Origin of the sequence: Leuconostoc falkenbergense, assembly GCF_045801155.1 — a bacterium.
GTDB classification, from domain to species: Bacteria; Bacillota; Bacilli; order Lactobacillales; family Lactobacillaceae; genus Leuconostoc; species Leuconostoc falkenbergense.
This window is the reverse complement of the sequence record NZ_CP174386.1, coordinates 1,492,246-1,507,236: the sequence shown is the minus strand read 5'-3', so window position 1 is coordinate 1,507,236 and position 14,991 is coordinate 1,492,246. Positions and strand designations below refer to the sequence as shown.

17 protein-coding genes are annotated in these 14,991 nt (G+C 39.7%); 16 read left to right on the top strand and 1 reads right to left on the bottom strand.

What is annotated here, in order from left to right:
* Nucleotide 1 precedes the first annotated feature (1 nt).
* The 9 genes from ACI3ES_RS07455 to ACI3ES_RS07415 all read left to right on the top strand — a co-directional run bounded on the left by ACI3ES_RS07455 (nt 2) and on the right by ACI3ES_RS07415 (nt 7,808).
* Complete coding sequence (locus tag ACI3ES_RS07455; RefSeq protein ID WP_114667244.1) at nt 2-736, top strand: protein phosphatase 2C domain-containing protein; 735 nt, start codon at nt 2-4, stop codon at nt 734-736.
* A 2-nt stretch (nt 737-738) separates the two neighbouring features.
* A complete protein-coding gene (gene pknB / locus ACI3ES_RS07450; protein WP_080519553.1) occupies nt 739-2,637 on the top strand; it encodes a Stk1 family PASTA domain-containing Ser/Thr kinase in 1,899 nt (632 codons plus the stop codon).
* Nucleotides 2,638-2,695: 58 nt separating this feature from the next.
* Complete coding sequence (rsgA, locus tag ACI3ES_RS07445) at nt 2,696-3,586, top strand: ribosome small subunit-dependent GTPase A (protein WP_114667245.1); 891 nt, start codon at nt 2,696-2,698, stop codon at nt 3,584-3,586.
* A 14-nt stretch (nt 3,587-3,600) separates the two neighbouring features.
* On the top strand, nt 3,601-4,257 hold the full coding sequence (gene rpe, locus ACI3ES_RS07440) for a ribulose-phosphate 3-epimerase (RefSeq protein WP_080519554.1): 657 nt from the start codon (nt 3,601-3,603) through the stop codon (nt 4,255-4,257).
* A complete protein-coding gene (locus ACI3ES_RS07435; protein ID WP_114667246.1) occupies nt 4,257-4,901 on the top strand; it encodes a thiamine diphosphokinase in 645 nt (214 codons plus the stop codon). Before rpe ends, ACI3ES_RS07435 begins: the two co-directional genes overlap by 1 nt.
* Nucleotide 4,902: 1 nt before the next feature.
* Nucleotides 4,903-5,217, top strand: a complete 315-nt coding sequence (gene trxA / locus ACI3ES_RS07430; protein WP_114667247.1) for a thioredoxin — start codon at nt 4,903-4,905, stop codon at nt 5,215-5,217.
* 87 nt (nt 5,218-5,304) lie between these two features.
* Nucleotides 5,305-5,505: a 50S ribosomal protein L28 gene (gene rpmB, locus ACI3ES_RS07425; RefSeq protein ID WP_002815208.1), complete on the top strand. Its 201-nt coding sequence runs from the start codon at nt 5,305-5,307 to the stop codon at nt 5,503-5,505.
* Nucleotides 5,506-5,733: 228 nt separating this feature from the next.
* A complete protein-coding gene (locus tag ACI3ES_RS07420) occupies nt 5,734-6,093 on the top strand; it encodes an Asp23/Gls24 family envelope stress response protein (RefSeq protein WP_010291951.1) in 360 nt (119 codons plus the stop codon).
* Nucleotides 6,094-6,101: 8 nt separating this feature from the next.
* Nucleotides 6,102-7,808 (top strand): DAK2 domain-containing protein, encoded by a 1,707-nt coding sequence (locus tag ACI3ES_RS07415; protein WP_080519555.1) that lies wholly within the window; start codon nt 6,102-6,104, stop codon nt 7,806-7,808.
* A gap of 31 nt (nt 7,809-7,839) precedes the next feature.
* On the opposite strand, the gene ACI3ES_RS07410 is transcribed toward ACI3ES_RS07415, so the two are convergent.
* Entirely contained in the window at nt 7,840-8,046 is a 207-nt protein-coding gene (locus ACI3ES_RS07410; RefSeq protein WP_004914784.1) for a DUF4044 domain-containing protein, read from the bottom strand.
* A gap of 102 nt (nt 8,047-8,148) precedes the next feature.
* Here ACI3ES_RS07410 and ACI3ES_RS07405 point away from each other — a divergent pair, with 102 nt between their 5' ends.
* From ACI3ES_RS07405 to murD, 7 genes are all read left to right on the top strand, one after another.
* Nucleotides 8,149-8,490, top strand: coding sequence for a DUF3397 domain-containing protein (locus ACI3ES_RS07405; RefSeq protein WP_114666860.1), 342 nt, complete (start codon nt 8,149-8,151; stop codon nt 8,488-8,490).
* Between the two features lie 150 nt (nt 8,491-8,640).
* Nucleotides 8,641-9,072, top strand: a complete 432-nt coding sequence (gene mraZ, locus ACI3ES_RS07400; RefSeq protein ID WP_004914780.1) for a division/cell wall cluster transcriptional repressor MraZ — start codon at nt 8,641-8,643, stop codon at nt 9,070-9,072.
* A gap of 38 nt (nt 9,073-9,110) precedes the next feature.
* Nucleotides 9,111-10,049, top strand: a complete 939-nt coding sequence (gene rsmH, locus ACI3ES_RS07395; protein WP_004914778.1) for a 16S rRNA (cytosine(1402)-N(4))-methyltransferase RsmH — start codon at nt 9,111-9,113, stop codon at nt 10,047-10,049.
* A gap of 56 nt (nt 10,050-10,105) precedes the next feature.
* Complete coding sequence (ftsL, locus tag ACI3ES_RS07390; RefSeq protein ID WP_114666859.1) at nt 10,106-10,477, top strand: cell division protein FtsL; 372 nt, start codon at nt 10,106-10,108, stop codon at nt 10,475-10,477.
* A 2-nt stretch (nt 10,478-10,479) separates the two neighbouring features.
* Nucleotides 10,480-12,624, top strand: a complete 2,145-nt coding sequence (locus ACI3ES_RS07385; protein ID WP_114666858.1) for a penicillin-binding protein — start codon at nt 10,480-10,482, stop codon at nt 12,622-12,624.
* A 9-nt stretch (nt 12,625-12,633) separates the two neighbouring features.
* Nucleotides 12,634-13,596 carry a phospho-N-acetylmuramoyl-pentapeptide-transferase gene (gene mraY, locus ACI3ES_RS07380; protein WP_114666857.1) on the top strand — a complete coding sequence of 321 codons (963 nt, stop codon included), beginning with the start codon at nt 12,634-12,636 and terminating at the stop codon, nt 13,594-13,596.
* 44 nt (nt 13,597-13,640) lie between these two features.
* Nucleotides 13,641-14,987 (top strand): UDP-N-acetylmuramoyl-L-alanine--D-glutamate ligase, encoded by a 1,347-nt coding sequence (gene murD / locus ACI3ES_RS07375; RefSeq protein WP_114666856.1) that lies wholly within the window; start codon nt 13,641-13,643, stop codon nt 14,985-14,987.
* The last annotated feature ends 4 nt before the right edge of the window (nt 14,988-14,991 follow it).

Below are 14,991 nucleotides of genomic sequence, written 5' to 3'. Positions count from 1 at the left end.
TATGGCAATTGCCTATCATACTGATCCTGGGGCAAAACGTCCGGACAATCAAGATTATGTTGGTGTCTTCACCAATAGTTTTGGTCGAACGATGGTTATTGTAGCTGACGGGGTCACCTCCAATGAAGGTGGCGAAGTCGCTAGTGCGATGACCGTGGAACATTTTGGACATGCATGGGAAAGTAGCCAACTTGAAACAATTGTACCAACAATTGAATGGCTTAAAAATCAAACAATAATTGAAAATCAAACCATCCTAGAAGCGGGACAACGCTTTGAGGAACTATCAGAAATGGCAACAACCCTTGTATTAGCTGTACTATTTGATGACCAAATTGTCGTTGCTAATTTAGGTGATTCGAAAGCCTTTTTGCTACACGGAGATGAGCTCACACAATTATCTTTTGATCATACACTTAAAAATGAGATGATTCGTAGTGGCGCTTTATCAGCAGAAGGTGCCAGTAATTTACCTAATGCACGGAGCGTGACGCGATTTTTAGGTGTTGATCAACATGCCATGTTAGAGGTTATTCAGCATGAGTTTGTTGATGATGACATGTTGTTTTTGACAACAGACGGTATTACAAAAGTATTAACACACGATGAAATAAAAGCAACAATGCGTCTAGAAGCACCATTGGATATTAGAGTGTTTGATATGATTCAACAAGCAAATAGTCTTGGTGCGCCAGATAACGTGACGGCGGTGCTCGTTACACATGAAAAGGATTAAAAATGTTACCTGATACATTAGTTGACAATCGATATCTTATTATTAAATCACTTGGCGGTGGTGGCATGGCCAACGTTTATTTGGCGCATGATGAATTTTTAGATCGTGACGTGACGTTTAAAATGATGCGTCTTGACATGCAAGCTGATGCTGATTTGGCAAAACGTTTTCAACATGAGGCTTTGGCAGCTACTGAATTAGTTAATGACAATATTGTTCAAGTGTATGATGTTGGTGAGTATGAAGGCTCTCAATATATCGTTATGGAATATGTTGAAGGGACTGATTTGAAATCATATATCCAGGCACATTTTCCCATTCCTTATCAACAAGTTGTTGATATTATGTTGCAGGTTTTAAATGCGGTGCAAGCAGCTCATGATGCAGATATTATTCATCGCGACCTCAAGCCTCAAAATATTCTGATTGACGCACAAAACAAAGTCAAAATCACTGATTTTGGAATTGCCATTGCCAAATCAGAACAGGACTTAACCCAAACAAATACGGTAATCGGATCGGTTCATTATTTGTCACCAGAGCAGACACGAGGTGGCATGGCTTCAACAAAGTCCGACATCTATGCGTTAGGAGTTATGCTATACGAAATGCTGACACAGCATGTGCCGTACGAAGGTGACACACCCGTAGCAGTAGCGCTCAAACATGCTGCGGCTGATATGCCATCTGTTCGTGATTTTGACCCACGCATTCCGCAGGCTTTAGAAAATGTTATTTTGAAAGCAACAGCGAAAAAGCCGCAAGATCGCTATCTTAATGCAGCAGCTATGGCAGAAGACATTAAAACATCATTATCGCCAAGGAGAACGCATGAGTCACGTTTTGCGCCAATGACAGATGCTGATGATGAGACTAGAATTATTCCCATGGCTCAAATTCAGGATCAACTGAAAACAGGTGTTTCATCTGTCAATGTGCTTCCAGACGAAGCGCCAGAAGAACCATCCATCAAAGATCGTATTATTGAATATGGCAAAAAAGGTTACACAGTTAAAGAAATTGCCAAGGTTGTGGATCGTACGCCTGCCTATGTGAGGTCAGTATTACGAGGCAATGGTATTAAGTATCGCGAAAGCAAGACGGGCAAGATATTATTCGCAATTGCTATTGTGGCAGCTGCTCTAATCAGTCTGTTTGTTATTTTACAAATTCAAGCCAATAAAACAACTGTTCCTGATTTGGTGAATTTAACTCAAAGTCAGGCCGAAAGTAAGATTAAAAAGGCTGGCTTAAATGTCGGCACAGTGACGTCCACAACTTCCAAATCAATCAAAAAAGGTAATGTTGTCCGCTCAACGCCAACTGATGGTGCTGATGCCAAAAAGGGTGATACTGTTAATTTGATTGTTTCTTCTGGTCGTGCAAAAGTCCGTTTTGGTGATTATGTCGGTTCTGATTATGATATGACAGCCGCTCAGTTACGGGCACAAGGTTACGAAGTACAAAAAACATCTCAAGCGTCAGATACTATCGCTTCAGGATCAATCATTGCACAGTCAATCTCTGCTAATGACAAAGTTGACCCAACTGAAACGACAGTTAAATTCACAATTTCAACTGGACCGGAAAAAATTACGGTACCCGATTTTACCAAATCAAGTACACAAGATGATGTTCAGAATTGGGCAGCTCAAAACGGCATTACGGTTAACGTTAATACCACCTACTCAAATTCTGTCAAAAAAGATCATGTTATTAGTCAATCAATCCGTGGCGGTTCAAAAATTACACGTGATAATACACTATTAGTGACAATTTCACAAGGGCCAGAACAATCTAGTTCAAGCAGTAGTTCATCCAGCTCAAGCTCCTCTTCTAGTGATGAATCGAGTGATGAGAGTAGCAAATCCTCCTCATCTAGTAGCTCAGGTAATTCTTAAACAAACTAATTAGCAAGTAAAAGTCGATTATATCGACTTTTTTTGTTATGATTAGCTTATGAAAACAGGACGCATTATACGCTCTTTGAGCGGTTACTATGATATACAATTAGATGGTACCGAAGAAATTCAACGAACGCGTGCTCGCGGCGAATTTCGTAAGTCAAAACAAAAACCGTTGGTTGGTGATTTTGTGGATTTTGAAAGTGATCGTGACGAAGGCTTGATTTGGGCGATTCATGATCGACGAAACGTTCTGGTAAGACCGCCAGTTGCCAACATTGATATTGCTGTGATTGTCACAGCCGTAAAGGAACCCAATTTTACAGCTAATTTGCTTGATCGGCAGTTAGTTGCATTGGAAGCCGCTGGTGTTTCGCCACTAATTTATTTTTCGAAATTCGATTTACTCTCATCTGAAGAATATCAAATCATGAGAAAAGTTGTTCACGAATACCGTCAGATTGGTTATCCGGTTATTGAGTCGACAGCACCCAATGCGTTTGACCAATTGCAAGCTGAGTTGCAAGGCAAAGTTTCAGTTTTCATGGGTCAAACCGGTGCAGGTAAATCAACGTTGTTGAATCATTTATCTCCAAACCTTGGCCTTGAAACAGGAGAGGTCTCAAAGGCATTAAGCCGTGGTAAACACACAACGCGTCAAGTCACTCTCATTCGGGTTGATGACGCATTGATCGCTGATACACCAGGATTTTCGTCGTACGAAGTATTTGACTTTTCTGCTGAGACTTTAGACGATTTTTTCCCGGAATTTGTGGCAGTTCGTTCGAATTGTCGCTTTCGTGGCTGTTTGCATCTAAATGAGCCAGCTTGTGCCGTAAAAGAAGCTGTGACAGTTGGCACAATTTCTCAGTCAAGGTATAATAGTTATAAAGCGTTTTACCAATTGATAAAAGCGCAAAAACCAAAATATAAAACAGATAACTAAAAGGGGACATGATTATGTCAGGAATTATTTCACCATCGATTTTAAGTGCCGATTATACTAACTTAGAGCGCGACGTTAAACTCGTCGAAGCAGCAGGCGCAGAATATTTACATATTGACGTTATGGATGGTAGTTTTGTGCCAGCTATTTCTTATGGCCCAAACTGGGTTAAACAGTTACGTCCAGAAACAGATTTAGTATTGGATGTTCATTTGATGGTTGTTAATCCAGAACGGTTTGTTGATGAATTTGCCGATGCGGGAGCCGACATAATTGGTGTTCATGTTGAAGCAACGGCACATATTCATCGTGCTCTACAAATGATCAAAAATAAAGGTGTTAAAGCTGAGGTTGTGATTAACCCAGGCACACCTGTTTCAGCAATTGAATCAGTTCTTGATATGGTCGATCAAGTATTGGTCATGACTGTTAATCCCGGATTTGGTGGTCAAAAGTTTTTGCCATCTACAATTGAAAAAATTGCACAGTTAAAAGTTTTCCGTGATGCTCGCGGTCTCGATTTTGATATAGAAATCGATGGTGGTGTCAATAATGAAACGATTTCTGCGGCTTACGAAGCTGGTGCCAATGTGTTTGTCGCCGGATCTTACGTGTATGATAAAGTTGATCCCGCTGCAAAAATTGCTATTTTGAAAGAATTGACTAAATAATGCAAATTAATATTTTAGCAGGTGGGCCGGTGGATCTGTGGCCAAAAAATTTATTTAGTGAGCCTGGCGCTTGGATTGGCGCAGATCGTGGTGCTTGGTATTTATATCAACATCATGTTGCGATGATGCTGGCTGTTGGTGATTTTGATTCTTTGACATCAGTGGAATTTGAGGCGCTACAAGAACATATTGCCACCGAAAACATTGTCCATGTGCGCGCCGAAAAAGATGAAACAGATACTGAGTTAGCGGTTATGTTTGCCCAAAAACAACCTGTGTCTTGTATTAAAGTTTTTGGTGCAACAGGTGGTAGACTGGATCACCTATTAAGTAATTTATGGCTAATGGCCGATCCAAAATTTGATAGTATCATTGAAAAACTTGAAATCATTGATCAAACTAATACTGTTACTTTTTTGAAAGCTGGCGAACATACTGTTTTAAAGCAGGAAAACAGTCATTATTTGGGCTTCATGCCAATTAATGATGTTAAAAATTTTAAAATTATTGACGCTAAATATCCGTTGACACTAACAGAAAATAAGTATAAAATGTGGTCATCAAATGAATTCTTAAATGATAGGGTCCACGTCAGCTTTGATACAGGTATTATCATGGTGACGCAATCCATAGATAGGAGTTAACATGGCAGTTAAGACAGTAGAAGATGCGACTTTTGAAGCAGCAACGAATCAAGGTGTTAGTATTACAGATTTTTGGGCGACGTGGTGTGGTCCATGTCGGATGCAATCACCTGTTTTGGAGGCACTATCAGATGAAGTTGACAATGTTGAATTTGTGAAGATGGATGTGGATCAGAATCCTCAAACACCTGCTGAATTTGGTATTCGGGCAATTCCAACACTTCTTGTTAAAAAAGACGGTGAAGTTGTGGAACGACTAACAGGTTTTCATAATAAGAAACAGTTAGCAGATATTTTGTCAAAATATGCGAATTAACTTGTCAAAAGTTTAAAATTCTGGTAAAATTTAATATTGTTGTAGAAAGAGCTTAAAAAATAAATGGCTCGAAAAGGAGGGTCGAACATGGCAAAAGATGCTATTACTGGTGCACGCACACGCTTCGGTAACCAACGTTCACACGCGTTGAATTCAAGCCGTCGCAGCTGGAAGCCAAACTTGCAAAAAGTTACGGTAAAAATCAACGGTGCCGCACCAAAGAAGGTTTACTTGACGGCGCGTACTTTGAAGGCCGGATTAAAGAACGGTTCAATCGAACGCGTTTAAAACACGATTTGTTGGTTTGCCAATATCGTGAGACCACCGTATGGTGGTTTTTTTTATTCACGATTCAGCGTCAATCAAGTTGATCCTTGTTAATCAGAGACCGTGTAGGCGTAATATCAGTTAACTATGGTAAAATAGTATTTAACAAACCTTTGGTAAGGAGGAGAAATGTTTTATTGTAAGCGACAGCAGAAAAAATCGTTTCACAAATAATTCATTAAATAGACTATGGCAATTAAGATGAAAACAAAAAACGGCGATATTACGCTAGAAAATGATGTCATTGCGACGATTGTCGGTGGTTCAGCGATTGAAAACCCTGGCGTTGTCGGCATGGCTTCAAAAGCTACCTTTCGAGATGGTGTTAATCAAATATTGAACCGCGAAAATTATGGTAAGGGCGTTGTTGTACATCAGGAAAATAGTGGTGTTGGTGTTGATGTCTATTTAGTTGCCCAATATGGCACTAAACTATCAGAAATATCAAAGTCGGTTCAAGGTAAAGTCAAATATAATCTCGACGCATTGTTGGGCATCCATGTCACTGAAGTTAATGTGATAGTTCAGGGTGTTCGCGTCAGTGACTAGGAGAGGTCATGTCAGTCAATTCACTCACAGTTATTACCAATGTTGAATTTGGTAAAATGATAAATGCTGCATCAGCAGCGCTTGCCGCGAATGCGGATAAAATCAATAAATTAAATGTATTTCCAGTACCCGATGGTGACACTGGTACAAATATGAGCTTGTCGATGGCGAGTGGCGCACAATATGAGAGAGACGCGTTAGATACCAATATTGGTGCACTCGCTAAGGCAACGTCAAAAGGCTTGCTAATGGGCGCTAGAGGTAACTCAGGCGTTATCTTGTCTCAAATTTTTCGTGGTTTTGCCAATAGTATGGCGGACAAAGAGACACTTTCAGCACGTGATTTAGCCGATGCTTTGATGGCTGGGGCTCAAATTGCGTATAAATCTGTCATGAAGCCAACAGAAGGTACAATTCTGACAGTTATTCGGGAAGCAGCTTCAAAAGCAAATAAGGTAGCCAACCAAACTGATGATGTTGTTGAGTTGATGGCTGCCGTTGAAGACGCAGCTCAGAAAGCTTTAAATAGCACACCTGATTTGCTACCTGTGCTAAAAGAAGTTGGCGTTGTTGATTCAGGTGGTCAAGGACTTGTGTTTGTTTTGCAGGCATTCTATCAAGTACTGAGCGGCGATTTTAATGAAGAAGATATGAAAGCGCCAGATAATGCGGAACTTGATCAAATGGTCAAAGAATTGCACGCTGGTGCCCAAGCTAACAGTAACCTTGATCCAGCAGATATCAAGTATGGATACTGCACGGAAGTCATGGTTCAAATCGGTAAAGGAACGACTTATGATCATGAATTTGATTATGATGAATTTTACAAACATTTAGCGCAATTGGGTGATTCGTTGTTGGTCATTAATGACGATGAAATTGTTAAGGTGCATGTCCATACAGAAAATCCTGGTGAAGTCATTACTTGGGGCACTCATTTTGGCTCATTAGTTAAAGTAAAAGTTGATAATATGCGTGATCAACAACAAGCTGTTATTGACGCACAGCGTGAAGACGAAGCACAAACGGCTAAAATATCTGAAATGACAATGCCTGCACCTGAAACAGCAGTTATTGCTATCGCAGCTGGAGAGGGTGTGGCTAAGTTATTTAAAAGCTTAGGCGTTCATACAGTTATTTCTGGTGGACAAACAATGAACCCTTCAACAGCGGATATTGTTGACGCGATTAAAGCAAGTGGTGCTAATCAAGCTGTTGTCTTGCCCAATAATAGTAATATTTTTATGGCAGCTGAACAAGCAGTTGACTTAGCTGATGTACCGGTACAAGTTGTTAAAACACGTACGGTTCAGCAAGGATTGACAGCAATGATGGGATATAATCCGGAGGCTGAAGCGTCAGAAAATGCTAGTGCCATGTCGGATATGATTGCTGATGTTAAATCAGCTCAGATTACGCAGGCAGTGCGAGATACGACGCTAAATGGTGTTGAGATTCATAATGGCGATTGGATGGGAATCATTGATGGTGACATTCAAATTGTGGCGGACACCAGTGAAGCTGCAGCGGAACAATCAGTCGAAAAAATGTTGGATGATGATTCTGAAATTGTTACGATTATTTTTGGTGCAGATACAAAAGAAAAAGCGGCTAATAAGTTAGCAAAAAGCGTTTCTGCTATTGATGAAGACCTTGAAATTGAAATTCATGATGGTGGACAACCATTATATCCATTTTTGATTTCAGTAGAATAAAAAAACATGGGTGAGAAATCACTCATGTTTTTTACATCCAACCTAATGCACTTACAGCTGCGTATACAACCGATCCAACCATTAAAATGACCATTAACCATGACATAACTAAAATCATTTTTTCAATGCGCGTGCGTGATTTTTTTTCGATTTTAGGGACGCGGTGTTGATTGAGTTGTGCATCAATCTCTGCTTGTAATTTTGCGTTTACCGGTCGTTTATTTTGGTCATCTGCCATTGATTTCACCTCTAATTTATTCTTATTTAGTGTATCATAAGTCACAAAAGATTTGAAATTTTTTATAAAATTAGTTAGAGTTAAAACACGAGGTAATTAAAAATGCAATGGTGGTATTGGCCATTAGGTGGCTTACTTTTTTGTTTGATATTAATAGGTGCTAATCAGTGGACAGCGATGAAAAAACTACGCTTGCATGTTTTGGACATTATTACGTTACCTGTCTGGGTAATTGCACATTACACGATGGGATATGCGCTAGGCGTTAGCTATATTGAGTGGATTTTGCTTTTCTGGTTTGCTTTTGGGGCTATTTTAGCTTGGTTCTTATTACAAAAAAATTGGGATTGGCGCCATTTTTGGCATCGATATTGGCAATGGAGTGGCCTTTTTGGCATTGCGGTCATAATAGTTGTCATGATTTTGGGCTTTATTAACCACTGACCCCCACTTTTATAACAGCAGTACTGTCATTGATGGTACTGCTTTTTTTACGTGAAAATTTACTGATTGATGACAAATTTCAAAATAAGGTGGAGAGAAGTGGTGGAATGTGGTAAATTAATAGTATAGAATTTTAATGGAGGTGGTCCTATGTTTATGGGCGAATATTCACATACGCTCGATACGAAAGGACGCCTAATTATTCCGGCAAAATTCCGTAATCAACTTGGTGAAAAATTTATTGTTACTAAATGGATGGAAAAGTCTTTGCGGGCTATGCCATTATCCGTTTGGGAAAAGTTAGAAAATCAGTTGAATCAATTACCAACTGGAAAAAAAGACGCGCGCTCGTTTAGACGTTTTGTCATGGCCGGCGCATTAGAAGCTGAGTTTGATAAGCAAGGTCGAATTATTGTACCAAGTAACTTACGAGAGTACGCATCACTAGAAAAAGATGTTATTGTAACTGGCGTTGGTGATTCTTTTGAAATTTGGAGTGCTGATACATGGGCTGCGTACACAGCTGAGACAGCCGAAAACTTTGATGATATTGCTGAGGGATTAGTCGATTTTGATTTTTAATGTAACCAAATAGGTTGCCAGAAGGAAAGTGAGCTGAAATGACATTTGAACACGTTACGGTGCTATTGCATGAGGCCATTGAATTATTAGATATCAAGCCTGACGGTATTTATGTGGACGCAACGCTTGGAGGCGGCGGGCACACGGGTGAGATTTTAAAGCAATTAACAACTGGCAAGCTGTATAGTTTTGATCAGGATGATACAGCAATTCAATACAATATGACCCGCTATGCAGATGACATTGCACAAGGAAAATTAGTTCTGATTCATCAAAATTTTAGGACATTAACTTCGGCGCTAGCAACACGTAATATTCAGAATGTTGATGGCATTGTTTATGATTTGGGTGTTAGTTCAGTTCAATTTGATGATGGACAACGCGGTTTTAGCTATAACTACGATGCTGAATTAGACATGAGAATGGATCAAAGACAAACTTTGACTGCTAAAACAATTGTCAATGAATGGTCGTTTAATGAGCTGTTAAGAGTGTTGAGTCGCTACGGTGAAGACCGTTTTCCAAAACAAATTGCCCGTAAGATAGAGCAACATCGAGAAAACGGCCCTATTAACACAACGTTTGAATTGGTTGACATCATTAAAGAAGCAATTCCAGCGCCTGCCCGCCGTAAGGGAGGACATCCTGCTAAAAGAACATTTCAAGCGTTAAGAATTGCGGTTAATGATGAATTGGGTGCATTAGAAGACTCTTTAACGCAGGCATTGGACCTAATTGATCATAACGGTCGCATTAGTGTTATTACATTTCAATCATTAGAAGATCGTCTTGTAAAGCAAATGTTTCGTGAAAAAACTAGCGCACCTGAATTACCTGCCGGTTTACCTGTATTACCCGGACAATTTGAAGCTGAGTATGACGCACTGACCAGAAAACCTATTTTACCAAGTGCTGCCGAAATGAGTACTAATCATCGATCGGAATCAGCTAAACTACGCGGTATTCGACGCAAATAACTTAATTTAAGTTTTAAAACTAATTGTTACATCATCAGATTTTTGGAGAAAAAGCTATGGCACAAAATGCATACGAATACTCATCAGCTGCTGCACAACAAGCACCACTCACGCAACCACGCTATCGCCAACGCAAAGCAATTAAATATAAAGCAGCAGTTTGGACCAAAAAGGAACGTGGGCTAGTTATCTTTGTGGCTGCAGTTGTCTTGTCATTGATGGTTGGTGCTGTTTTTACTAGTATGCAAATTACCAAAGCGACTAATAGTACGACGGCTATTGAAACAAAAATAAGCAATACGAAACAAAACAATGATGATTTACAAAATAAGATTCAAGATGTCACTAGTAAATCAAATCTAGATAAGGTTGCAAAAAAATACGGCATGACACTGTCAGATGATAGTGTCCGCAATATTAATCAATAATTATGAAAAATAAAGTGAGACGGATACCAAATAAAAGAATCACGAAGAATGCCAAAATTTTTGGTGGGTTGTTGCTGTGTGGCACAACAGTGGTGATTTTAATGCTTGGTATTCGTCTTTTTGTTATTGCAGGGAATAAAGCCGTTGATGGGCATAACCTAACAAAAGCGACACGAGAAGCTTTTATGGGGAAACAAAACATTATTGCTAATCGTGGTAAAATTTTTGACGCCAATGGACAAGTATTAGCCGAGAACACAACGGTTTACAATGTCTACGCAGTCTTGGACAAAAATCAAAAAGACGCTGACGGCAAACCAGATTATGTGACGGATGCGAGTGAAACAGCTCAGAAATTAAGCACGGTCATTAACCTAAAAGAAAAAGCGATTTACAAACGATTGAAAGCTAAGCAATTTCAAGTAGAGTTTGGATCAGCTGGTAAAAGTCTGACAATTGCACAACATAAGAAAATATTGGCTATGAAGCTTCCAGGCATAAAATTCACATCACAAGCAGCGCGTGTTTACCCCAATGATCAAATGGCATCTCATCTGATTGGAAACATTAAGTATAGTGAAAATGTCAGTGGTCAGTCAACAATGACTGGCATGATGGGAATTGAAGCCGCCGAAAACTCGGTATTAACTGGTAAAAATGGTATTAAAAGTTACGAAGGTCAAAAAGAGAATAACAAAAATAGTCGAACCGTAAAAAATGGGGATGACGTGTATCTTACTTTAGATGACAGTTTGCAAAACACATTAGAAACCCGTATGGATACATTGATTAAAGATACGGAGGCAAAAACAGCAGTTGCAGTATTGATGGAAGCAAAAACAGGGCGAATTGTTGCAGCAACACAAAGGCCAAATTTTAATGCTAATGACAAATCTTCGAATCCGGAAACTTGGCAAAACCTACTTGATCAAGGTGCCTTTGAGCCTGGTTCAACTATGAAAGCTATCACGTTGTCGGCTGCTATTGATACAGGAGAGTGGCGACCCAATGATACCTATCAATCGGGAACATTTTTAATTGATGGCAAGAAAGTTGTTGATGCTTTTGGCCAAGATGCTGGTATGTTGACCTATCGGGAAGGATTTTGGCGATCGTCTAACGTCGCTTTTGCCCGCACTGAACAAAAGTTGGGTGCGGTAACATGGCGTAAGTATTTGACTCGGTTCCGTTTTTTACAGTCTACTAAATCAGGTCTCAATGGTGAAGAAGCTGGTTCTATTTCATTTACTTATCCGATTGAACAGGCCAATACAGCTTATGGTCAAGCCATCAACGTGACACCATTACAACTGATTCAGGCGTTTTCAGCGATTGCCAACAATGGTAAGGAAATTAAACCTTATTTTGTCGATAAAGTAGTTAACTCTGCGACTGGTGCAATTGTCAAGGAAGGAAAAACAACAACTGTTGCCCACCCAATTAAAGCAAGTACGGCTGAAAAAGTTCGTGAATATATGATTGATGTTGTAAATCAGTCTACTGGAACTGCTAAGGAATTTGATTTGCGAGATGCTGGATATCAGATTGCTGCTAAAACTGGAACTGCTCAAGTGGCAGAAAAAGGTCAATACCTAGATGGTCTGAAAAATGCAATTCATTCAGTCGTTGTATTAGCACCGGAAAAAGATCCAAAATATATTTTTTACATGGCTGTTAAACAACCAAAAGTTTTCCCGGATGCAACAATTCAAACCACAATGAACAAAGTATTTAGGCCGTTAATGCTTCAAGCTTTGAATAATAGCAGTAGTGCTGTAAAATCTAAGACAACGAAACAGACGGTGCCTAATGTTGTGGGCCAATCAATCACTGCTGCCAAAACAACATTAACTAAAGCAGGTTTCCGAGTGGCTGTTGTTGGGACAACTGGAAAAATCAAATCACAATCGTTGTTACCGGAACAAAAAGCATTAACCAATCAATTAGTCATATTGAAAGCACAAGGTACTACGAATATGCCTGATATGACAGGGTGGAGTTTAACAGATGCACAGTCGTTTGCGAAGCAAATTGGCTTCTCGTTGACTTGGAAAGGGTCTGGCTACATTACGAGTCAAAGTGTTGGTGCTAATCAGTTGGTTGTCAAAAGCAGTCAAGTAGCGATTGTATTGAAAGAGAAGGAGTAACAGGGAGAAATGACAGAAAATCTATGGACTTTCGCACGATCGTTTATCGTGACAGTTATGTTTATGCCAGCATTGATTAACTTTTTGAGGCATTCTAAGGAGCAGGCAGTAATCCGTAAACTGGGTCCTGATCATCAGGCCAAAGCAGGGACACCAAGTATGGGCGGTGTATTATTTGTATTAGCTGCTGTGATCAGTGCTGTTGTTGGTGGCGTAGCAAGTGAGGGGTGGCATGGCTTCATGTTACAATTGATGCCGATTTTGGCATTTGTGGCGTTTGCCATTATTGGAGGTGTGGATGACACACTGAAAATATTGAAACATGCAGATGATGGTTTTAGGTTTAAGCCGAAATTGTTAGCACAAACACTTAGCGCTTTGGTAGTCATGATTGTTATGTGGTTTATGAATGTGCCGTTTGTACTTAATGTACCGTTTGTTGGTCATATTTATTTGGGTGGCTTTTATTTCATTTTCATGTGGTTCTGGCTGGTAGGGTGGTCAAATGCCACTAACTTAACAGATGGGCTTGATGGGTTACTAACTGGTATTAGCATTATTGTTTATGGCACCTATACATGGATTGCAATGGCAATGCATAGTCAGTCGATTGTGATTTTTAATATCGCAATTATTGGTGCGTTGGTTGGCTTCTTGATTTATAACAAACCTAAGGCCAAAATTTTCATGGGAGATACAGGATCGCTAGCTTTAGGCGCTGGATTGGCAATTGAGTCAATCTTGTTGGGTATTCCATTTTCTCTAGTTTGGTTTGGTATTGTCTTTGTAATCGAAACGTTATCGGTCATTATTCAAACCATAGGTTATCACTTTTGGCACAAACGAATTTTCCCAATGGCACCAATTCACCACTCATTTGAAAAATTTGGTTGGCGTGAATGGCAAATTGATATACTATTTTGGATTGTAACCCTCCTAGTAAGTATTGTAGGGATTTTATACATGAGTTGAGACGGTGATAGCCGTGTACATAAATAAAGAAATCAGGTTAAATCATGCAGGCACTGGATTTTAAAAATGAAAAAATTATGGTTTATGGTTGGGCACGTTCTGGCAAAGCAGTGACTAAGCTTTTATTAGCACTTGGTGCTGATGTTACTGTTGCAAATGACGGCGATTTTCAAGAAGACGATGATTTTCTGACTTTGCAATCTCAAAGAGTTACTTTTATATCGCAAGCTCAAGATGCGCATCTTGATAACAGTTTCAAATATCTGGTGAAAAATCCAGGTATTAATTACGACCAGCCATTGGTACAAAAGGCGCTTGCCTTGAAAATTCCAATTTTAACAGAGGTTGCCGTGGCGTTGAGTACATTCAATGGCCGATTAATTGCGGTGACAGGATCCAATGGTAAAACGACAACGACTTCCTTGATTCGTGATATGCTCAAGTCGGATGAACAGCCGGTCACGACAGCCGGCAATATTGGCACGCCGGTCAGTGAAGTCGTTGCTAATTTAACTGAAAAAGATACATTATTGTTAGAATTGTCCAGTTTCCAACTAATGGGTATACCAGATATTCGACCAGATATTGCTGTTGTGACCAATATTTTTTCTAATCACTTGGATTATCACAAAACTAGAGATAATTACGTAGCTGCCAAATTTCAGATTACACGCCATCAAACTAAAAATCAGTATTTAATTTTAAATGCTGATGGCCCAGATACCCCAAATTTTGCTGCTAAAACGCACGCGAAAGTGCTAACGTTTTCTCGTCAACAAAGTGGTTTACAGGCAGAAATTAAAAATGATCAACTATTGATTAATGGCGATGCAATAATGCCTGTAACTGACATAAAGCTAGTGGGACCCCACAATTTGGAAAATGTTTTAGCAGCAGCAACAGCTGCCAAACTAGCTGGGGTGAGTGACCGCGCGATTAAAGATGTGTTGAAGACTTTTGGAGGGGTTGAACATCGTTTGCAGTATTTATTTACTGTGAATGGTGTAAAGTACTATAATGATTCAAAAGCCACCGACATTGAGGCAACACAGACAGCATTAAATAGCTTTGATCAACCAACAATATGGATTGGTGGTGGGTTAGACCGCGGTGATGATTTGTCACGCATGGTACCTAATTTAAAACATGTGAAAACCGTAATCGCTGTTGGACAAACGCAACAAAAAATTGTTGATTTGGCAAACCAAGCCGATAAAACAGTCATTACTGTTAAGGATGTTATGGCAGCGGCGCCAGAAGCAGTGAAGTTAGCACGTCCGGGCGACGTGGTATTACTATCACCAGCTCATGCCAGTTGGGATCAATTTAAGACATTTGAAGAACGCGGTGAAAAGTTTGTCGCTGCACTAAAAGAAGCACTTAAAATTTGAAAGG

Excerpts from the sequence above, each read along its gene's own strand:
- ACI3ES_RS07455 (WP_114667244.1), top strand. The coding sequence starts at position 2 with ATGGCAATTGCCTATCATACTGATCCTGGGGCAAAACGTCCGGACAAT.
- pknB (WP_080519553.1), top strand. The coding sequence starts at position 739 with ATGTTACCTGATACATTAGTTGACAATCGATATCTTATTATTAAATCA.
- rsgA (WP_114667245.1), top strand. The coding sequence starts at position 2,696 with ATGAAAACAGGACGCATTATACGCTCTTTGAGCGGTTACTATGATATA.
- rpe (WP_080519554.1), top strand. The coding sequence starts at position 3,601 with ATGTCAGGAATTATTTCACCATCGATTTTAAGTGCCGATTATACTAAC.
- ACI3ES_RS07435 (WP_114667246.1), top strand. The coding sequence starts at position 4,257 with ATGCAAATTAATATTTTAGCAGGTGGGCCGGTGGATCTGTGGCCAAAA.
- trxA (WP_114667247.1), top strand. The coding sequence starts at position 4,903 with ATGGCAGTTAAGACAGTAGAAGATGCGACTTTTGAAGCAGCAACGAAT.
- rpmB (WP_002815208.1), top strand. The coding sequence starts at position 5,305 with ATGGCAAAAGATGCTATTACTGGTGCACGCACACGCTTCGGTAACCAA.
- ACI3ES_RS07420 (WP_010291951.1), top strand. The coding sequence starts at position 5,734 with ATGGCAATTAAGATGAAAACAAAAAACGGCGATATTACGCTAGAAAAT.
- ACI3ES_RS07415 (WP_080519555.1), top strand. The coding sequence starts at position 6,102 with ATGTCAGTCAATTCACTCACAGTTATTACCAATGTTGAATTTGGTAAA.
- ACI3ES_RS07410 (WP_004914784.1), bottom strand. The coding sequence starts at position 8,046 with ATGGCAGATGACCAAAATAAACGACCGGTAAACGCAAAATTACAAGCA.
- ACI3ES_RS07405 (WP_114666860.1), top strand. The coding sequence starts at position 8,149 with ATGCAATGGTGGTATTGGCCATTAGGTGGCTTACTTTTTTGTTTGATA.
- mraZ (WP_004914780.1), top strand. The coding sequence starts at position 8,641 with ATGTTTATGGGCGAATATTCACATACGCTCGATACGAAAGGACGCCTA.
- rsmH (WP_004914778.1), top strand. The coding sequence starts at position 9,111 with ATGACATTTGAACACGTTACGGTGCTATTGCATGAGGCCATTGAATTA.
- ftsL (WP_114666859.1), top strand. The coding sequence starts at position 10,106 with ATGGCACAAAATGCATACGAATACTCATCAGCTGCTGCACAACAAGCA.
- ACI3ES_RS07385 (WP_114666858.1), top strand. The coding sequence starts at position 10,480 with ATGAAAAATAAAGTGAGACGGATACCAAATAAAAGAATCACGAAGAAT.
- mraY (WP_114666857.1), top strand. The coding sequence starts at position 12,634 with ATGACAGAAAATCTATGGACTTTCGCACGATCGTTTATCGTGACAGTT.
- murD (WP_114666856.1), top strand. The coding sequence starts at position 13,641 with ATGCAGGCACTGGATTTTAAAAATGAAAAAATTATGGTTTATGGTTGG.